This is a genomic window from Streptomyces sp. NPDC096176 (genome assembly GCF_044763255.1).
Taxonomy (GTDB): domain Bacteria; phylum Actinomycetota; class Actinomycetes; order Streptomycetales; family Streptomycetaceae; genus Streptomyces.
This window is the reverse complement of record NZ_JBIWFV010000007.1, coordinates 238093-256120: the sequence shown is the minus strand read 5'-3', so window position 1 is coordinate 256120 and position 18028 is coordinate 238093. Positions and strand designations below refer to the sequence as shown.

At 70.0% G+C, this 18028-nt stretch carries 19 protein-coding genes; 13 read left to right on the top strand and 6 right to left on the bottom strand.

All coding sequences use genetic code 11. The features are described from left to right. The first annotated feature begins 17 nt into the window (after window positions 1-17). The 13 genes from ACIQ7Q_RS21410 (at window position 18) to hypE (ending at window position 11994) form a co-directional block, all read left to right on the top strand. On the top strand, window positions 18-1799 hold the full coding sequence (locus ACIQ7Q_RS21410; RefSeq protein WP_403864228.1) for a nickel-dependent hydrogenase large subunit: 1782 nt from the start codon (window positions 18-20) through the stop codon (window positions 1797-1799). Then, window positions 1796-2356, top strand: a complete 561-nt coding sequence (locus ACIQ7Q_RS21405) for a hypothetical protein (protein ID WP_403864225.1) — start codon at window positions 1796-1798, stop codon at window positions 2354-2356. The genes ACIQ7Q_RS21410 and ACIQ7Q_RS21405 overlap by 4 nt, the downstream gene beginning before the upstream one ends. Then, window positions 2353-3015, top strand: a complete 663-nt coding sequence (locus ACIQ7Q_RS21400; protein WP_403864222.1) for a DUF5947 family protein — start codon at window positions 2353-2355, stop codon at window positions 3013-3015. The genes ACIQ7Q_RS21405 and ACIQ7Q_RS21400 overlap by 4 nt, the downstream gene beginning before the upstream one ends. Further along, the gene (locus tag ACIQ7Q_RS21395) at window positions 3012-3650 is read left to right on the top strand and encodes a DUF6084 family protein (RefSeq protein WP_403864219.1); all 639 of its coding nucleotides are present in this window, start codon (window positions 3012-3014) and stop codon (window positions 3648-3650) included. Before ACIQ7Q_RS21400 ends, ACIQ7Q_RS21395 begins: the two co-directional genes overlap by 4 nt. Beyond that, the gene (locus tag ACIQ7Q_RS21390; protein ID WP_403864216.1) at window positions 3647-5050 is read left to right on the top strand and encodes a hypothetical protein; all 1404 of its coding nucleotides are present in this window, start codon (window positions 3647-3649) and stop codon (window positions 5048-5050) included. Before ACIQ7Q_RS21395 ends, ACIQ7Q_RS21390 begins: the two co-directional genes overlap by 4 nt. After that, on the top strand, window positions 5047-5559 hold the full coding sequence (locus ACIQ7Q_RS21385; protein WP_403864213.1) for a hydrogenase maturation protease: 513 nt from the start codon (window positions 5047-5049) through the stop codon (window positions 5557-5559). Before ACIQ7Q_RS21390 ends, ACIQ7Q_RS21385 begins: the two co-directional genes overlap by 4 nt. A gap of 62 nt (window positions 5560-5621) precedes the next feature. Continuing rightward, on the top strand, window positions 5622-5738 hold the full coding sequence (locus ACIQ7Q_RS21380) for a DUF6893 family small protein (RefSeq protein ID WP_403864210.1): 117 nt from the start codon (window positions 5622-5624) through the stop codon (window positions 5736-5738). Between the two features lie 150 nt (window positions 5739-5888). Next, window positions 5889-6317, top strand: a complete 429-nt coding sequence (locus ACIQ7Q_RS21375; RefSeq protein WP_403864207.1) for a hydrogenase maturation nickel metallochaperone HypA — start codon at window positions 5889-5891, stop codon at window positions 6315-6317. Beyond that, complete coding sequence (hypB, locus tag ACIQ7Q_RS21370; RefSeq protein ID WP_403864204.1) at window positions 6305-7000, top strand: hydrogenase nickel incorporation protein HypB; 696 nt, start codon at window positions 6305-6307, stop codon at window positions 6998-7000. The genes ACIQ7Q_RS21375 and hypB overlap by 13 nt, the downstream gene beginning before the upstream one ends. Further along, window positions 6997-9384 (top strand): carbamoyltransferase HypF, encoded by a 2388-nt coding sequence (gene hypF / locus ACIQ7Q_RS21365; RefSeq protein WP_403864201.1) that lies wholly within the window; start codon window positions 6997-6999, stop codon window positions 9382-9384. Before hypB ends, hypF begins: the two co-directional genes overlap by 4 nt. 42 nt (window positions 9385-9426) lie before the next feature. Next, window positions 9427-9747 (top strand): HypC/HybG/HupF family hydrogenase formation chaperone, encoded by a 321-nt coding sequence (locus ACIQ7Q_RS21360; RefSeq protein WP_403864198.1) that lies wholly within the window; start codon window positions 9427-9429, stop codon window positions 9745-9747. Next, window positions 9744-10883 carry a hydrogenase formation protein HypD gene (gene hypD, locus ACIQ7Q_RS21355; protein WP_403864195.1) on the top strand — a complete coding sequence of 380 codons (1140 nt, stop codon included), beginning with the start codon at window positions 9744-9746 and terminating at the stop codon, window positions 10881-10883. Before ACIQ7Q_RS21360 ends, hypD begins: the two co-directional genes overlap by 4 nt. Next, window positions 10876-11994, top strand: coding sequence for a hydrogenase expression/formation protein HypE (gene hypE, locus ACIQ7Q_RS21350; RefSeq protein ID WP_403864192.1), 1119 nt, complete (start codon window positions 10876-10878; stop codon window positions 11992-11994). The genes hypD and hypE overlap by 8 nt, the downstream gene beginning before the upstream one ends. 61 nt (window positions 11995-12055) lie before the next feature. Here the strand turns inward: hypE and ACIQ7Q_RS21345 are convergent, their stop codons facing one another. The 6 genes from ACIQ7Q_RS21345 to ACIQ7Q_RS21320 all read right to left on the bottom strand — a co-directional run bounded on the left by ACIQ7Q_RS21345 (window position 12056) and on the right by ACIQ7Q_RS21320 (window position 17645). Continuing rightward, a complete protein-coding gene (locus tag ACIQ7Q_RS21345; protein WP_403864189.1) occupies window positions 12056-12286 on the bottom strand; it encodes a hypothetical protein in 231 nt (76 codons plus the stop codon). Beyond that, window positions 12270-12521 carry a DUF6400 family protein gene (locus ACIQ7Q_RS21340; protein WP_403864186.1) on the bottom strand — a complete coding sequence of 84 codons (252 nt, stop codon included), beginning with the start codon at window positions 12519-12521 and terminating at the stop codon, window positions 12270-12272. The genes ACIQ7Q_RS21345 and ACIQ7Q_RS21340 overlap by 17 nt, the downstream gene beginning before the upstream one ends. 200 nt (window positions 12522-12721) lie before the next feature. After that, window positions 12722-14371, bottom strand: coding sequence for a glycoside hydrolase family 13 protein (locus ACIQ7Q_RS21335; protein ID WP_403864183.1), 1650 nt, complete (start codon window positions 14369-14371; stop codon window positions 12722-12724). Window positions 14372-14419: 48 nt separating this feature from the next. Continuing rightward, the gene (locus tag ACIQ7Q_RS21330; protein ID WP_403864180.1) at window positions 14420-15259 is read right to left on the bottom strand and encodes a carbohydrate ABC transporter permease; all 840 of its coding nucleotides are present in this window, start codon (window positions 15257-15259) and stop codon (window positions 14420-14422) included. Continuing rightward, the gene (locus ACIQ7Q_RS21325; protein ID WP_403864177.1) at window positions 15256-16323 is read right to left on the bottom strand and encodes a carbohydrate ABC transporter permease; all 1068 of its coding nucleotides are present in this window, start codon (window positions 16321-16323) and stop codon (window positions 15256-15258) included. Before ACIQ7Q_RS21325 ends, ACIQ7Q_RS21330 begins: the two co-directional genes overlap by 4 nt. An 11-nt stretch (window positions 16324-16334) precedes the next feature. Further along, the gene (locus ACIQ7Q_RS21320; protein ID WP_403864174.1) at window positions 16335-17645 is read right to left on the bottom strand and encodes an ABC transporter substrate-binding protein; all 1311 of its coding nucleotides are present in this window, start codon (window positions 17643-17645) and stop codon (window positions 16335-16337) included. Between the last annotated feature and the right edge of the window lie 383 nt (window positions 17646-18028).

The following is an 18028-nucleotide window of genomic DNA, read 5'->3' as shown; positions in this document are numbered from 1 at the left end:
AGGGCACCGCACACACAATGGCATCCTCGACGACGACCGGTGACGGCACCGGCCTGGTGGAGATGGCCTGGGATCCGATCACCCGGATCGTGGGAAGTCTCGGCATCCACGCAAAGATCGACTTCAAGCAGAAGCGCGTCGCGGAGTGCTACAGCACCTCGTCTGTCTTCCGCGGCTACAGCGTTTTCATGCGGGGCAAGGACCCGCGCGACGCGCACTTCATCACCAGCCGGATCTGCGGTATCTGCGGCGACAACCACGCCACCTGCTCCGTGTACGCCCAGAACATGGCGTACGGCGTGAAGCCGCCGCACCTCGGCGAGTGGATCATCAACCTCGGCGAGTCCGCCGAGTACATGTTCGACCACAACATCTTCCAGGAGAACCTGGTCGGGGTCGACTACTGCGAGAAGATGGTCCGCGAGACCAACCCGGGCGTCCTCGAACTCGCCGAACGCACCGAGGCGCCGCACGCCGCAGACCACGGCTACCGCACCATCGCCGACATCATGCGCTCCCTCAACCCCCTCGAGGGCGAGTTCTACCGCGAGGCTCTCCAAGTCAGCCGCTACACGCGGGAGATGTTCTGCCTCATGGAGGGACGCCACGTCCACCCCTCCACGCTGTACCCGGGCGGCGTCGGCACGATCGCGTCCGTCCAGCTCTTCACCGACTACCTCTCCCGCCTCATGCGCTATGTGGAGTTCATGAAGCGCGTCGTCCCCCTGCACGACGACCTCTTCGACTTCTTCTACGAGGCACTGCCAGGATACGAGGAAGTCGGCCGCCGGCGTGTGTTGCTCGGCTGCTGGGGAGCGCTCAACGACCCCGAGTACTGCGACTTCACCTACGCCAACATGAGTGACTGGGGCCGGCGCATGTTCGTCACCCCCGGCGTCATCGTGGACGGCAAGCTCGTCACCAACGACCTGACCGAGATCAACCTCGGCATCCGTATCCTGCTCGGCAGCTCGTACTACGAGGACTGGCAGGGCCAGGAGCAGTTCGTCACCCACGACCCGCTCGGCAATCCGGTCGACCCGCGCCACCCCTGGAACCAGCACACCATTCCCGCTCCGCAGAAGCGTGACTTCAGCGACAAGTACAGCTGGGTCATGTCGCCGCGCTGGTTCGACGGCAAGGACCACCTGCCGCTGGACACCGGCGGCGGCCCGATCGCGCGCCTGTGGTCCACCGCCCTGTCCGGGCTCGTCGACATCGGATACGTCAAGGCCACCGGCCGCAGCGTTGTCATCAACCTGCCGCGCACGATGACCAAGCCGGAGACCACTTTCGAGTGGAAGATCCCCGAGTGGAGCAACGCGCTGGAGCGCAACCGCGCCCGCACGTACTTCCAGGCCTACGCCGCGGCCGTCGCCCTGCACTGCGCGGAGAAGGGGCTCGAGGAGGTCCGCGCCGGGCGCACCCAGACCTGGGAGAAGTTCGAGGTGCCGGACGAGTCCATCGGCGTCGGCTTCACCGAGGCGGTGCGTGGTGTCCTCTCGCACCACATGGTCATCAGGGACGGCAAGATCGCCAATTACCACCCGTACCCGCCGACGCCGTGGAACGCCTCCACCCGCGACACCTACGGCACACCCGGCCCCTACGAGGACGCCGTGCAGAACACACCGATCTTCGAGGAGAACACGCCGGAGAACTTCAAGGGCATCGACATCATGCGCACCGTGCGCAGCTTCGACCCCTGTCTGCCGTGCGGTGTCCACATGTACGTGGGTGCCGGGAAGACGGTGAAGTCGATGCATGTGCCCACCGGGCTGAGCGGCCTCGCCGGATGAGCGCGCTGACCGCGGAGCAGGCAGGCCGGCAGGTCGAGGAGGTCCTCGACCGGCTGGCCGCCACCCAGGACGCCGAAGCCTGCAAGGCGGCGGAAGAACTGGTGCGGGTGCTCATGGAGTTCTACGGCGCGGCGCTCGGCCGGGCAGTCGAACTGCTGGGGCGCCCGGGCGCCCAGCCGCCCGGCACTGCATTGGAGAGGCTGCTCGGCGACGACCTCGTCGCAAGCCTGCTGAATCTCCACGGGTTGCACCCGGACGACCTGCCCACCCGCATCGCGCGGGCCCTGGACAGCGTTCCGCATTCTGTCGAGCACGCGGGCTTCGACCCGTCGACCGGTGTGCTGCGCCTGCGCGTCACCGCCTCGACGGGCTGCGGCTGCCCGAGCACCCAGGAGTCGGTCCGGCAGGCGGCTGCCGACGCGCTCGCGTGCTTCGCGCCCGAGGTGACCGGTGTCGACATGGAGTCGGCGGCCGCCTCGCGCGAGCCGGCGCTGCTCCAGATCGGCAGCGGCCCGCCGCCCGGACCGGGCCGCCGCTCGTCGGCCACGGCGTCGTGAGCGCGTCCCAGGCCGGCCCGGGACGGACGTGGCGTCCCCCGGGCCCGCAGGGCCTGCGCCGCTTCACCACCCGGCGGCCCCCCGAAGAGCAGTGCGAGTTGTGCGGGGCACCCCTCGGTGGTGAACGCCACCGGCACTTGGTCGACACCGAGAAACGAGCACTGGCCTGCGTCTGTGGCCCCTGCTCCCAGCTGCTGGACCGCTCGGGCGGGCCGACGGGCCGCTTCCGCGCGGTCCCCGGCCGTTACCTGAGCGATCCGGGCCACCGGCTCGACGACAACGCCTGGGAGCTGCTGCGGATCCCCGTCGGCGTCGCCTTCTTCTTCCGCAACTCGGCGCTCGAACGACTCGTCGCGCTCTACCCGAGCCCTGCCGGTGCCACCGAGAGCGAACTCGAGCCGTCGTCCTGGCAGGCCGTCCTCGAAAGGACACACCTCGCGGCACTGCTCGAACCGGACGTCGAGGCTCTGCTGTTGCGCCGGCATGAGGGCCGGACCGAGTGCTACCTGGTGCCGATCGACATCTGCTACGAACTGGTGGGCCGTATGCGACTGCGCTGGCAGGGCTTCGACGGCGGCGCGGAGGCCCGGGCCGACCTCGACGCGTTCTTCGCCCATGTCCGCGGCACGGCTCGCGACGTGCAGGGGAGCCGGCCATGACCGAGTTCTCCTTCAGCTGCACGGGCGTGCGTGCCGACCCGTACGCCGCGGGTCCGACGCTTGTGTTCCGGCTGCGGATCACCGCCTCCGAGGGCGTACGGATCCACGCCCTCGCACTGCGCTGCCAGATCCGCATCGAGCCCGCTCGGCGTGGATACGACAACGCGGAGGCCGCGGCTTTGAGCGACCTGTTCGGCGAGCGCTCCCGCTGGGGCAGCAGCCTCAACCCGGTGCAGTTCGCCCAAGTTTCCGTGATGGTCCCCGGCTTCACCGGGGAGATCGAGACGGACCTGGTCGTGCCCTGCACCTACGACACGGACGTCGCGGCATCCCGCTACTTCCGGTCCCTGACCGACGGGGAGGTGCCGCTGCTCATGTTGTTCTCCGGTACCGCGTTCACCGGCCCCGGCGGCTTCCATGTCGAGCCCGTGCCCTGGGACAAGGAGATCGCCCACCGGCTGCCCGTGAAGACCTGGCAGGAGATGGTCGACCAGCACTTCCCCGGCTGCGGCTGGATCCGGCTCCCGCGGGACGCCATGGACGCGCTGCTCGCCTACCGGTCGCGGCGCGCGCTGCCCTCATGGGAGGCGACCGTCGAGACGCTCCTCGAAGCGGCGGGGGAGAGGACGCCATGACCGTGACCAGCGCGTTCACCCCCGACGCCCAGTCCCGGCTCGCTGTCGCCCGGCAGGTCGCCGACGCGGTGCTCTTCGAAGGTTATGTGCTCTACCCGTACCGGGCGTCGGCCGCCAAGAACAAGCTGCGCTGGCAGTTCGGCGTCCTCGTCCCTCCGGCCTGGAGCGCCGCGAGCGAGGAACACGACTTCCAGCACACCGAATGCCTCATGGAACCCAAGCGGGGTGCGACGCTCGCGCTCGAGGTCCGCTTCCTGCACACCCAGCGGCGCGTCGTCCAGGAGGCGCGGCCCGACGGGACGTTCGAGACGGTGCGCGAACTGCACCTGGACGACCGGGTCCTGGTGCCCTGGGACGAAGGGCAAGAGGAAAGAGTCGAACTGGCCGTCGAGGTTGCGGAGTTGATGGACGAAGGCGTCGTCTTCCCCTTCACGCGTCCGGCGGCGGAGACCACCGAGCCGGTCACCGACGCCACGGGCCTCGTCGTCGGACGGCTCGTACGCCGCCGCGAGGAGATCAGCGGCGCCGTACGACTCTCCACTACAGAGCTGGACGGCCCGTACCGCGTCGAGCGGCTGTGCGTGGTCGTGGAGAACACGAGCTCCTGGATGCCCGACAGCGGCGGCGACCGCGACGCCGCCCTGCCGTACTCACTGGTCGCCAGCCATGTGCTGCTGCGTCTGGACGCCGGGGCGTTCCTTTCCATGACGGACCCGCCCGAATGGGCGCGAGGCGCCGTGGCGGCCTGCCGCAATCTGCACACCTGGCCCGTGCTCGCCGGTGAACCGGGCAGCGGCGACCTGGTGCTCTCCTCACCGATCATCCTCGAGGACCATCCGGCCATCGCGCCCGAGAGCCCTGGGGCCCTGTACGACGCCACCGAGATCGACGAGATCCTGGCCCTGCGCACCGCCGCCCTCACCGACGAGGAGAAGCGCGAGGCCAGAGGTACGGACGCCCGCGCGGCGGCCGTGATCGACCTCGCCGACACCATGCCGCCGGAAGTCCTTGAGCGCCTGCACGGAGCGGTGCGCAGCCTGCGGGAGGTGACGGGGCAGCAGGAACCCGACGAGCAGGCCGTGTTCCGGCCCGACACCGCCTGGTGGGACCCGGGCGGCGACGCGAGCGTCGATCCGGACCGCGACCACGTCCTGGTCGACGGCCGGGCGGTGCGCGCGGGCAGCCGGGTGATGCTGCGGCCGGGCCTGCGCCACACCGATGCCCAGGACCTGTTCCTGCACGGCCGCAGCGCACTCGTGGAAGCCGTGCTGCACGACGTCGACGGAGGGGTGCACATCGCTGTCACCGTCGACGACGACCCTGGCGCGGACATCCGCCGCGAGCAGGGGCGCTTCCTCTACTTCCAGCCCGACGAGGTCGAAGTCCTGGAGGACGCGTGACCAGTCCCGTACCGCCCGGTTCCCGTACCCTGGTCGCCGGAGTCGGGAACATCTTCCTCGGCGACGACGGCTTCGGCGTCGAGGTCGCCAGAAGGCTGACCCAGGAGGAACTGCCGCCCGACGTCGAAGTGGCCGACATCGGAATCCGCGGCGTCCACCTCGCCTATCAGCTCCTCGACGGCTACGACACCCTCGTGATCGTCGACGCCACCGCGCGCGGGGGCGAACCGGGAACGCTGTATCTGATCGAGGCGGGAGCGCCCGGCGACCGCCCGGTTGCGGAAGACGTCCCGCTCGACGGGCACCGGATGTCGCCCGACGCCGTCCTGGCGCTGCTCGACACGCTGTGTGCGGGGACCGGAGCGACACCCCCGCGCCGCACGCTGGTGGTCGGCTGTGAACCCGCCGTCATCGACGAAGTCATCGGGCTCAGCCCGCAGGTGGACGCCGCGGTGCCGGGAGCGGTGCGGATGGTGACCGACCTGGTTCGGAAGGAAGCCGTCGTATGAAAAGCCGACCTATGAAAGGCCGCTGCATGACAAGCCGTCGTAGCAGAAGCACGGAGAACCCCATGAAGAAGACCCTCATCGGCGGCGCTGCCGCCGCCACCGCCGCCACGGCGGTCGCCGCCATCGTCAGGGGCGTCCTGCCCGACCTCAAGCGCTACCTCCGCATCCGCAAGATGTGACGCCCGACGTGCTCACCCGGGCCGGCGGGGCGGCCCGGGTGAACCGAACGGCGTACGCAACGGTGTGACCCCGGCGCGCCGGACGCCCGGGCGCCGCGGCTCCGCCCTGTAATGGGCGCCGGAGGTACCCCCGGCACAGGACGGAGACCGATGCACGAGATGTCCGTCGCGCTCGCCGTCGTCGACCAGGTCGAGAAGGCCGCACGCTCCGGTGGGGCAGTCGGTGTCGAGAGCGTCCGCCTCGAGGTGGGGGAGCTGGCCGGGGTCGTCCCCGACGCGCTGGCCTTCTGCTTCGAACTGGCCTGCGCCGGCACGGTCCTCGAAGGCGCCGAACTCATCACCCGGTCGGTCCCGGGCACCGCACGCTGCGGGGCGTGCGCGGACGTGTGGAACGTCGGAATGCCGCCGCAGTTGATCTGCCCCGTGTGCGGCGACGCGGCCGCCGACCTCGTCTCCGGCCGTGAGCTGCGGATCGCCGAGGTGCGGTGGACCGACGCGGACACCGGAGCCGATACCGACGCGACACACGCGACCATCCGTGAACCGATCCTCGAGGAGAGCCGTCCATGTGCCGAGTAGTTGACCTTCAGCGTGCGGTCCTGGCGAAGAACGAGGCGGCGGCACAGATTCTGCGCACCGAGCTGGCCGCACGCGGCACCACCGTCGTCAACCTGCTTTCCAGCCCCGGCAGCGGGAAGACCGCGCTGCTCGAGCGCGAGCTGCTGCTGGCACAAGAGCGCGGGATCCCCGTCGCCGCGCTCACCGCCGACCTGGCCACCGAGAACGACGCGGAACGCCTGGCCCGCTCCGGCGCCCCCGTCAAGCAGATCCTCACCGACGGTCTGTGCCATCTGGAAGCCGACATGCTCGCCGGGCATCTGCACAACTGGCTGCCCGAGGACACCCGGTTGCTGTTCGTCGAGAACGTCGGCAACCTCGTCTGCCCCGCCTCCTACGACCTCGGAGAGTCGCTCCGGGTCGTCCTCGCCTCCGTGACCGAGGGGGAGGACAAGCCGCTCAAGTACCCCACCGCCTTCGGACTCGCGCAGCTGGTCGTCGTCACCAAGACCGACATGGCGGAGCCCGCCGCGTTCGACGAGGTCACCTTCCGCAGCAATGTGCAGCAGGTCAACCCGGGTGTGGAGGTGGTCCTCACGTCCGTACGCAGCGCAGTGGGCGCGGGCTGTCTCCTCGACCGGGCCCTGGCGGCGGCCGGGGGAAGCGCCGTCCACGCTCCGGTGATGGCCCAGGCCCGCGCGTGATCACGCCGCAGTCCGGTGCGGCCCTCGCGCAGGCCGTGCAGCGCAGCAGGGTCGTCGTGCGGGGCGTGGTGCAGGGAGTGGGTTTCCGGCCCTACCTGTACACGCTGGCCACGGGACTGCGGCTCTCGGGTCATGTGACCAACACGGTCGACGGTGTCGTCGTCGAGGTCGAAGGGGAACCGGCCGCCGTCGCGCGGTTCTGCGCCCGCATCGCTCCCGATGCCCCGCCCCTCGCGCTGGTCGAATCGGTGGATGCCACCGAGGTGCCCGTCACCGGGGGAAGCGGTTTCACCATCGTCCCGTCCCGTGCGGGGGGTCCCGTACGCACATTGGTCTCCCCGGACACGGCCACCTGTGCCGACTGTCTCGCGGAACTCTTCGACCCGGCGGACCGGCGGTACCGCCATCCGTTCATCACGTGCACGCACTGCGGGCCGCGTTTCACCATTGTCACCGGGCTGCCCTACGACCGCGAACACACGACCATGGCCGGCTTCCCGATGTGCCCCGACTGCGCACAGGAGTACAACGATCCGGCCGATCGCCGCTTCCATGCCCAGCCGGTCGCCTGCCCCGCCTGCGGCCCCCGAATGAGGCTGATCGTCGCCGGAAGCGACGGAGCCGGAGCGTCCTCGGCCGCGCCCGCGGACACGGATCCGATCAGCGGAGCGCGCAGGCTGCTGGAGGGCGGCGCGATCGTCGCCGTGAAGGGGCTCGGGGGCTATCACCTGGCGTGCGACGCGACGAACGCCGCGGCGGTGGCCGAGCTGCGGCGGCGCAAGGCCCGTGGCGACAAGCCGTTCGCCCTGATGGCCAAAGACCTCTCCCACATCGAGCGCCTCGTCCAATGGGGACCGGCGGAGCGGGACCTGCTCACCGGGAGCGCCCGCCCCATCGTCCTGATGCGGCGCCGTCCCGGCGCTCGGCCGCTCCCCGGCACCGCCTTCCCCTGCGAAGGGGTCGCGCCGGGCAGCCCCGACCTGGGCTTCATGCTCCCCTACACGCCCGTGCACCATCTGCTCCTCGGAACCGGCACGCAGCAGCAGGGAGCGCCCAGGCTGTTGGTCATGACCAGCGGCAACATCGCCGGCGAACCCATCGTCACCGACGACACGGAAGCACAGACGCGGCTGGCCGGCCTCGCGGACGCCTGGCTGCTGCACGACCGCCCCATCCATGTGCCCTGCGACGACTCGGTGGTGCGCGTCTGCGACGGCGAGCCGCTGATGCTGCGCCGCTCCCGCGGACACGCCCCGCTGCCCCTCACCCTGCCCGTGGAGGTGGCCCCCGCCCTCGCCGTCGGCGGTGACCTCAAGAACACCTTCTGCATCGGCGAGGGCCGCAAAGCCTGGCTCTCGGCCCACATCGGGGACATGGACGACCTCGCGACGCAGCTGGCGTTCGAACGCGTCGAGGAGCAACTGGAGTCGATCACAGGAGTGCGGCCCCGGGTGCTGGTCGCCGACCGGCACCCGGCCTACCGGTCCGCCCGGTGGGCGCGCCGGAACGCCGGCGGGCGCCCGGTCGAACAGGTCCAGCACCACCACGCCCATGTCGCGGCCGCCATGGCCGAGCACGGCCTCGACGGCAGCCGCACGGTGATCGGCGTCGCCTTCGACGGCACCGGACACGGAGACGACGGCGCGGTGTGGGGCGGGGAGTTCCTGATCGCCGACTACGCGGGGTACTCCCGGTACGCGCACCTCGCGTACGTCCCGCTGCCCGGCGGGGACGCGGCCGTGCGCCGCCCGTACCGCATGGCCCTGGCGCACCTGCGTGCGGCAGGTATCGCCCGGAGCGGTGACCTGCCGTGCGTGACGGTCTGTCCCGCCGATGAACTCCGCGTGTTGGAACAGCAGTTGGAGCGCGGTGTGAACTGTGTGCCCACCTCGAGCATGGGCCGTCTGTTCGACGCGGTCTCGTCGCTGGCCGGAGTCTGCCATCGCGCCGGTTACGAGGCGCAGGCCGCGATCGAACTCGAAGCCGCAGCCGTGGGCGCTGAGACCGAGGCGGACACCCGGTACGCGTTCCGGCAGGTCCGGTCGACCGGCTCCCCGATCGCGTGCGACCCCGCGCCCCTGCTCGGTGCAGTCGTCGAGGATCTGCGGCACGCAACCCCGGTGCCGGCCGTCGCGGCGCGCTTCCATCAGGCGGTGGCACGGCTCGTCCGCACGGTGTGCGCCGCGGCGCGTGAGGAGACCGGGACGGAGACCGTCGCGCTGACCGGCGGGGTGTTCGCCAACGTCCTGCTCTCCTCCCTCTGCGCCCGCGGTCTGCGCCAGGACGGCTTCATGGTCCTGCGCCATCAGCGGATCCCACCGAACGACGGAGGGCTGGCCGTGGGCCAGCTCGTCGTGGCCGCCCACGCCGCCGCCGAGGCCTGATGACGGGCGCAGGCCCACCAGCCCAACGTTAAGGAGACACGCATGTGCCTTGCGGTACCCGGCAGAGTGCTGGGCGTCGAGGACAGGGACGGTACCCGCATGGCCACCGTCGACTTCGGCGGAGTGGTCAAGGAGGTGTGCCTGGAGTACCTGCCGGACCTGCAGGTCGGTGAGTACGCCATCGTCCATGTCGGCTTCGCCCTCCAGCGACTGGACGAGGAATCGGCCCGCAGAACACTGGAGTTGTTCGAGAACCTCGGCATGCTCCAGGAGGAGTTCGGCGACCCGTGGGAAGCGGCCGCCCACCTGGAAGAAGCGGAACGGCCGACGCAGGACGGCGTCGCCGGGGAGGTACAGCGGTGAAGTACATCGACGAATTCCACGACCCGGACCTGGCGGCCCGGCTGCTCGACGAGATCCGCACCGCGGTGACCCGGCCATGGGCGCTGATGGAGGTCTGCGGCGGCCAGACCCACACCATCATCCGGCACGGCATCGACCAACTGCTGCCGAGTGAGGTGGAGTTGATCCACGGCCCCGGGTGCCCGGTGTGCGTGACACCGCTAGAAGTGATCGACAAGGCCCTCGAGATCGCCTCACGCCCCGGGGTCATCTTCTGCTCCTTCGGGGACATGCTGCGTGTGCCCGGCACCGGACGTGACCTCTTCCAGGTGCGCGGCGCGGGCGGCGACGTCAGGGTGGTCTACTCGCCGCTCGACGCGCTGCGGATCGCCGAGCAGAACCCGGACCGCGAAGTCGTCTTCTTCGGCATCGGCTTCGAGACCACCGCGCCGCCCAACGCGATGACCGTGTATCAGGCGCGGAAGCTCGGAATCCGCAACTTCAGCCTGCTGGTCTCGCACGTGCGCGTACCTCCGGCGATCGAAGCGATCATGCAGTCGCCGAACTGCCGGGTGCAGGCCTTCCTCGCCGCCGGACATGTGTGCAGCGTGATGGGGACGGGAGAGTATCCGGAACTCGCCGAGCGCTTCCACGTGCCCATCGTCGTCACCGGATTCGAGCCGCTGGACATCCTCGAGGGGGTGCGCCGCACCGTCCTGCAGCTGGAGCGCGGCGAACACACGGTGGACAACGCCTATCCGCGAGCCGTGAGGGCCGAGGGCAACCCGGCCGCCCGGGCCATGCTGGACGACGTCTTCGAGGTCACGGACCGGGCATGGCGCGGTATCGGCGTCATTCCGGACAGCGGCTGGCGGCTGTCCGAGCGCTACCGGGACTATGACGCCGAATACCGCTTCTCCGTCGACGGCATCAACACCCGGGAGCCGGCCGAGTGCCGCAGCGGGGAGGTCCTGCAGGGGCTGCTGAAGCCTCACGAGTGCGAGGCATTCGGCACGACCTGCACACCCCGCACACCACTGGGAGCCACGATGGTCTCCAGCGAGGGTGCATGCGCCGCGTACTACCTGTACCGGCGGCTCGAACTGAAGGCCCCCGCCTCGGGAGCCTCGTCCCTGGAGGGCAGCGCCGTTGTCTGACACCACCAGCGCTCCCCGCCCCGCGGACGCCGACGCCGCGGCGGAGTGCGGCGAACGCGTCGGGCCGGACATGCTCTCCTGGACATGCCCGGTACCGCTGAGGGACCAGCCCCGGATCGTGATGGGGCACGGCGGGGGCGGTGCCATGTCCGCCGAGCTCGTCGAGCACGTCTTCGCACCGGCCTTCGGCGGACCGGTGCTGTCCGCCCTGACGGACTCCGCCGCAGTGGAACTCGGCGGTGCGCGGCTGGCCTTCTCCACCGACTCCTTCGTGGTGCGGCCGCTGTTCTTCCCCGGCGGCAGCATCGGCGACCTGGCCGTCAACGGGACGGTGAACGATCTCGCCATGAGCGGGGCCCGCGCCGCCTACCTGTCCTGCGGCTTCATTCTCGAGGAGGGCGTCGGGCTCGACGTCGTCGGCCGCGTCGCCGAGACCCTCGGAGCGGCTGCCCGCGCCGCCGGGGTCGAGGTGGTGACGGGGGACACCAAGGTCGTGGAGGCCGGACACGGCGACGGCATCTACATCAACACCTCCGGCATCGGTCTGATCCCGCCCGGGGTCGATCTGCGCCCCCAGCGGGTCGTACCCGGCGACGTCGTGATCGTCAGCGGCGCCATCGGCGTCCACGGTGTGGCGATCATGAGCGTGCGTGAGGGCCTCGAGTTCGGCGTCGAGATCGAGAGCGACTGCGCGGCCCTCGGCGGCCTCGTCGACGCGATGCTCGCCGTCACGCCCGACCTGCACGTGCTTCGTGATCCGACACGCGGGGGCCTGGCCGCCGCGCTCAACGAGATCGCGGCCGCGTCCGGCACGGGGATCGTCGTCCGGGAACGGGCGGTGCCGGTGCCGCCGCCCGTCGTCAACGCGTGTGCCGTGCTGGGCCTGGATCCGATGTACGTGGCGAACGAGGGCAAGCTCGTCGCCTTCGTCCCGCGTCAGCACGCCGAGGAGGTCCTGGCGGCCATGCGCGCGCATCCCCTGGGCGCGGAGGCCATCGTGATCGGCGAGGTGGTCGACGAGCACCGCGGGATGGTGGTCGCCCGCACGGGGCTCGGCGGCACCCGGGTCGTCGATCTGCCCCTCGGCGAACAGCTGCCGCGGATCTGCTGAGCCGCACCGGGCGCGGTGACGCAAGGCGCAGGTGCCGAAGCCGACGGCGGGCGGGTCACGCTCAGGCGGTCCGGTCGCTCCTGCCGAGACGGGTGTCCCACGTCCAGGTGTGCGCGCAGCCCGGACACTGCAGATGGACCCGGGCGCCTTCGTTCGCGATGAGATAGCGCCAGTGCTCGGAGCAGTTGCGCCGCTCCGTGCAGGTCACACAGCCGCGGGCGTCGTCGCATCCGGGGCAGGCGACCCACGCCCGCCGGGCGCGGTCAGCCTGCGGATCAATCGGAAGCCGCATCGCCCGGCTCCCGTCCCGGCAGCACGCCCGCGGCCACGAGCCTGCGGTACATCTGCTCCTGCTCCGCGTCCAGGCCCGAGTAAAGGAGCGCATGGGCCGCCTCCTCGGAGCGGAGTGCGGCCATGGGGTCCCAGTCGGGCCCCAGAGCCGCCACCACCTCGGCCCGTCGGCGGGCCTCCTCGAGAGTGAGGTCGATGGTGAAATTCAGGTGGTCGGGTGCGGGGCCCTGGTCCATGGCGGTGCTTTCGGAAGATGGTGCTACAAGCCGGATCCAGCCACGTCTACCAGAGCGGCGGACCCCCCGGGAAGGCGGTGTGACACACCTCATCGCTCCCGTTGTCGGCCGTGTGCGCTGTGACCGGCCGTCGTCCCGCCGCTCGCCGCCCGCCGGTTCGGCGGGCGGCGGTTCGGGAGGGACCGTTGGCACGAGCGCGGTCAGTCCTGCCGCAGTGCGAGCCAGACCGCGTGGTCCGGAGCCAGCAGGCCGTCCTCGATCGGTCCGTCGGCCAGCAGCACCGCTTCGTGCTGCGGCAGTCGATACGGCTCGGGCGACAGGTTGACCACGCAGGCGAAGCCGGGTACGCGGGCGAAGGCGAGGACTCCCGCCGGTGCGTCGAGCCATGTCAGGGTGCCGTCGCCGAGGGCGGGGTGCTCCCGGCGCAGGTGCAGGGCGCGGCGGTACAGCTCGAGCATGGACGTCGCGTCGCCGGTCTGCGCCTCGACACTCAGGTCCTTCCATTCCGCGGGCTGGGGCAGCCACGGCTCACCCGCAGCGTCCGGCGGGCTGAAGCCGAACGGTGCGCGCCGCCCGGACCACGGGATGGGCACACGGCAGCCGTCCCGGCCGCGGTCCGTGTGCTCCGACCGCTCCCACGTCGGATCCTGCAGCACCTCCTCGGGCAGGTCCTCGACCTCCGGCAGGCCCAGCTCCTCGCCCTGGTACACATACGCGCCGCCGGGCAGGGAGAGCATCAGCAACGCGGCGGCGCGGGCGCGTCGCGTGCCCAGGGCGAAGTCGAGGGGGCCCTCGGGACGGTAGGACTCGTTGGCCACCCACTTCTTCACCACCTTGCGGCCGTAGCGGCTGGGGTGGCGTACGACATCGTGGTTGGAGAGCACCCAGGTGGCCGGGGCGCCCACCGAGCCGAGCGTGGCGAGTGAACCGTCGATGACCTCGCGCAGATCCTTGGCGTCCCAGCTGGACATGAGGAAGTCGAAGTTGAACGCCGTGTGCAGGCCGTCCATGCGGACGTACGCGGCGAGCCGGTCCGGGGTGTCCGCCCAGGCCTCGGCGACGAACGAGCGGTCGCCGGGGAACTCGTCCGCCACGCGGCGCCATTCACGGTAGATGTCGTGCACCTCCGCGCGGTCCCAGTGCGGGTGGTCGACGCGCCCCTGGCCGGGCTGGTTCGCCGGCTGCGTGCGGGGCGGCAGATCGGGCAGTTCCGGGTCCTTGATCAGGCCGTGCGCGACGTCGATGCGGAATCCGTCCACTCCACGGCTGAACCAGAACCGCAGGATCGACTTGAACTCCTCGTGCACATCCGGGTGTTCCCAGTTGAGGTCCGGCTGCTGGGGCGCGAACAGATGCAGGTACCACTGGCCGTCGGGCAGCCGCGTCCACGCCGGGCCGCCGAAGCAGGACTTCCAGTCGTTGGGCGGCTCTGCGCCCGCCGGGCCGCGGCCGGGCCGGAAGATGTAACGCTCCCGCTCCGGGGAGCCGGGGCCGGCGGCCAGTGCCGCGCGGAACCATGCGTGCTGGTCGGAGGTGTGGTTGGGCACGATGTCGGGGATCACCCGGATCCCGTGGTGATGTGCCTCCTCGATGAGCGCCTCCGCCTCCGTCACACTTCCGAACAGCGGGTCGATCTCCCGGAAGTCCGCCACGTCGTAGCCGTGGTCGGCCATCGGCGACTTGTACCACGGGTTGATCCAGATGGCGTCGATCCCGAGCGACTTCAGATACGGCAGACGCGAGCGGAGGCCCGCGATGTCACCGACGCCGTCACCGTTCCCGTCGGCGAAGCTGCGGATGTAGACCTGGTAGATGACGGCGCTGCGCCACCACGGTGCGGTGTTGGACATGGTTCGCGTGCTCCTTGCGGCGGAGGGTCGGCAGATTGATGTGAAGGGTCACTTGGCGGCACCGGCGGTGAGGCCGGCGACGATCCGGCGCTGGAAGAACAGCACCAGGATCACGAGAGGGACGGTGACGAGCACTCCGGCGGCCATCTGGCTGCCGAACGGTGTCTCGAACTGACTCGCCCCGGAGAACTTGGAGATCGCCACGGGCGCGGTCTGCATATCGGGCTTGTTCGTCATCGACAGGGCGATGAGGAATTCGTTCCAGGCGGCGATGAACGCGATGATCGCGGTGGTGAAGATGCCGGGCGCCGCGAGCGGCACGATGACTCTGCGGAACGCCTGCCCCCGCGTACAGCCGTCGACCATGGCCGCGTGCTCCAGCTCCTGCGGCATCTGCCGGAAGAACGCGGTGAGGTTCCAGATCGCGAGCGGCAGGGTGAAGGACATGCTCGGCACGATCATGGCCTGGTACGTGTTGATCCAGCCGAACCCGACGAACATCTTCAGCAGCGGGACCACGATCGAGACGACGGGGAACATCGACGTCGCGATGATCAGGGTGAGCACCAGACGCTTGAAGCGGAACTCCAGGCGCGCCATCGCGTATGCGGTGAAGGTGGCGAGAACCAGCGCCAGGGCGGTCGTGATGCCGGCCACGACGACGCTGTTGAGCAGAGCCCGGGTGAAGCTCTGGGACGGGTCGAGGACCGCCAGGTAGTTCTCGAAGGAAATCCTCGTGGGGAGCGGGGAGTTGTCGAAGATGTCCGACGTGGGGCGGAGGCTGGAGACCAGCATCCAGTAGAACGGGGCCAGGCAGTAGGCGACAACCGCGGCGACTCCCGCGTACAGCGCCCATGCACGTGCCCGGGCGGGGATCCAGAGAGTCATGCCGCCACCTCCGCGGGTCGGCGGGTCGGCCGGCGACGTCGCCGTCGAGGTGGCGCGTCGTCGTCGCCGACCACGTCGGCGCCCAGCAGCCTTACGAAGGCCAGCGCGATGAGGAAGACGTAGACGAAGAGGATGACGGCGTAGGCAGAGGCGGGGCCGAAGCGCACGTTGGCCGCCTGGTCCTGGGCGAGCATGGAGAGCGTCTCCACCGACGTCTTCTGGGCGCCGATGAGGATGTAGGGCAGGTCGAACATGCGCAGTGCGTCGAGCGTGCGGAAGAGGACAGCCACCAGGAGAGCGGGCTTCACCAAGGGCAAAGTGATGTTCCTGAACTGGCGCAGCGCTCCGGCCCCGTCGATCCTGGCCGCCTCGTATACCTCCTTGTTGATCACCTGGAGTCCCGCGAGGACGAGCAGGCCGATGAATGGTGCCGTCTTCCACACGTCCGCGACGATGACGGCGGCCTTGGCGTGGAAGCCTTCGGTGGTCCACAGCACCTGCTGCCCGATGAGCGCGTTGGCCACCCCGTCACTGTTGAAGATCCAGCGCCACAGCAGACCGGTGACCGCCGTCGGAATGGCCCAGGGCACCAGGATGCTCGCACGCACCAGGGCCCTGCCCCGGAAGGCGCGGTGCATGATCAGCGCCATCGCCACGCCGATCACCGCTTCCAGCACCACCGTGGTGACGGTGAGGAACGTGGTGTTCCAGAAGGCGTTCCAGAACCGGCCGCCGGCCTCGTCGCCGAAGATCGCGGCATAGTTGTCGGCGCCGACGAACGGGGCGCCGTCACGGACGAAACCTGTGCTCGGGTCGATGCCGGGGGCGCCGTACAGGGAGTCCTTCAGCGCGACGATCGTCGGGTAGAGCACGACGACCGCGAGAACCAGCAGCGTCGGCGATATCAGGAGGGCCGCGAGCCGGGCGGAACCGGCGGTGGTCGTGCAGGACTTCTCGCGGCTGCCCCTGTCGGGCTCGGCGCCTCGGGCGGACGAGCCGGTGCGGCCCGCGGCGTCGTCGGGCCGGTCCTCGGTAGAGCCGGGCAGGGTGTGCGTCTGCACCATGACTGTCTTCTTCACTGGTCCTCCGCCTGCTGCCGAAGTGACGTCTGCAGGTCTTTCAACGCCTGCTCGCTGCTCTTGTCACCGGTCATCGCCGCGTACGTCTCGCGCTGGATCGCCGCGGTGACATCGCCGTAGCCGACGACGCGGGGACGCGGAACGGCATGCAGGATCGACTGCTTGAGGACGGGGAGGTACGGATATCGCTCGACCAGTTTCGGGTCCTCGTACAGCGCCTCGTATGTCGGAGCGGCGGGCGCGAAGGCCAGGGTGAACCGCTGCATCTCCTCGCCGGCGAAGAACTTCATGAAGTCGATCGCCGTGGCCTTGTTCCGGGCGGAGGCGGACAGCGCCAGGTTGTGGCCGCCGAGGCTGGACGAGCCGGGGCCGTCGAACCCGGGCAGAGGTGCTACGCCGAACTTGCCGGCGACCTTGCTGGAGCCGTCCTTCTTGCTTGCGAGGGGAAACATGTACGGCCACTGCCGCTCGAAGATCACCTTGCCGGCCTGGAAGGCCCGCCGGGCGTCCTCCTCCTGGTAGGTGACGGCCTCGTGCGCGATGGTGCCGTCCCTGATCGAGCCGACGAGGAAGTCGAGTCCCTGCCTGGCCTCCGGGCTGTCCACCCGCGGCCTCCCACCGGCGTCCGTGACGACGCCGCCCGCCGAGTTGACGGCCTCGGCGAAATTGACCGTCAGGCCCTCGTACTTCTGGAACTGCCCGGCGTAGCAGGCCATGCCCCTGGCCTCAGGCAGCTTCTTCACCTCGGCGCACTGGGCCTTCATCTCCGCCCACGTGACGGGCGGGGCGGCGTTGCCCGTCTTCTGGAGGAGATCGGTGCGGTAGTAGAGCATGCCGCCGTCCGAACTCGCCGGCAGGGCGTACAGGCCCCCCCGGTACTTTCCGGTCTCCACGATCGGCTTCAGCATTCTGTGCAGGGGGAACTCGTCCTCCGGCAGCCGGTCGACCCAGCGGTGCGCCGCGAACTCCGAGGTCCACACGGCGTCGAGGGACAGCACCGTGTAGGCATCCGACCTCGTCGCAGAGTTCTGGATCATCTGCTGGCGCTGGGCGTCCGGGTCCGTGGGCAGTTCGATGAAAGTGACCCTTTCCTTCGGGTGCAGCTTGTTCCAGCGCTCGAGTACGGCCTGGACCGAGCCGGTGGAGTCCTTTCCGGCGGCGTAGGTGATGGGGCCGCGTCCCTCGAAGGCGGGGAGCTGCCCGGCAGGGGTGGTCGTGCCGCCGGGTGAGCCGCACGCCGCGAGGGTGGCGAGCGCCGCGGCTGCCGTTCCCGAGCGTCGCAGTGCTCTGGTCGGTGTGGTCCTCACTGTCTCTCCTGGTCGTGCGGAACCGGGGGCGGGGGATCGCCTGACAGCAGGCGTTCTCCCGTGGGGGACAAGAAGCGGGGATGCGGGGCGCGGGGCGCAGGACGGCCCGGCGCGGTGGTGGTGGTGCATGCGTTGTCCGGCGCTCGAGGGCATGGGCCATGTGCAGTTCAGTGCCGCAAGGGATCACCTTGGCGGGCACCGGAGGTCCCGGCGTGACAACGCTTGCACGCTAGGAGTCCCCGAAGATGAAGTCAATGCGCTACGTCCCGGTAATGCGGTGGCCATCTACCGATCAGCACCGGATCTATAGCCCTGTTGAGGCTTTAATCGGGTGGATTCCCGGTGGTGGTGGGCTGTGACAGCGCTGTCACGAAGCAGATTCG

Bases quoted from the DNA above. Each gene is read 5' to 3' on its own strand.
- ACIQ7Q_RS21410 (WP_403864228.1), top strand. From the start codon at position 18: ATGGCATCCTCGACGACGACCGGTGACGGCACCGGCCTGGTGGAGATG.
- ACIQ7Q_RS21405 (WP_403864225.1), top strand. From the start codon at position 1,796: ATGAGCGCGCTGACCGCGGAGCAGGCAGGCCGGCAGGTCGAGGAGGTC.
- ACIQ7Q_RS21395 (WP_403864219.1), top strand. From the start codon at position 3,012: ATGACCGAGTTCTCCTTCAGCTGCACGGGCGTGCGTGCCGACCCGTAC.
- ACIQ7Q_RS21390 (WP_403864216.1), top strand. From the start codon at position 3,647: ATGACCGTGACCAGCGCGTTCACCCCCGACGCCCAGTCCCGGCTCGCT.
- ACIQ7Q_RS21380 (WP_403864210.1), top strand. From the start codon at position 5,622: ATGAAGAAGACCCTCATCGGCGGCGCTGCCGCCGCCACCGCCGCCACG.
- ACIQ7Q_RS21375 (WP_403864207.1), top strand. From the start codon at position 5,889: ATGCACGAGATGTCCGTCGCGCTCGCCGTCGTCGACCAGGTCGAGAAG.
- hypB (WP_403864204.1), top strand. From the start codon at position 6,305: ATGTGCCGAGTAGTTGACCTTCAGCGTGCGGTCCTGGCGAAGAACGAG.
- ACIQ7Q_RS21360 (WP_403864198.1), top strand. From the start codon at position 9,427: ATGTGCCTTGCGGTACCCGGCAGAGTGCTGGGCGTCGAGGACAGGGAC.
- ACIQ7Q_RS21345 (WP_403864189.1), bottom strand. From the start codon at position 12,286: ATGCGGCTTCCGATTGATCCGCAGGCTGACCGCGCCCGGCGGGCGTGG.
- ACIQ7Q_RS21340 (WP_403864186.1), bottom strand. From the start codon at position 12,521: ATGGACCAGGGCCCCGCACCCGACCACCTGAATTTCACCATCGACCTC.
- ACIQ7Q_RS21335 (WP_403864183.1), bottom strand. From the start codon at position 14,371: ATGTCCAACACCGCACCGTGGTGGCGCAGCGCCGTCATCTACCAGGTC.
- ACIQ7Q_RS21330 (WP_403864180.1), bottom strand. From the start codon at position 15,259: ATGACTCTCTGGATCCCCGCCCGGGCACGTGCATGGGCGCTGTACGCG.
- ACIQ7Q_RS21325 (WP_403864177.1), bottom strand. From the start codon at position 16,323: ATGGTGCAGACGCACACCCTGCCCGGCTCTACCGAGGACCGGCCCGAC.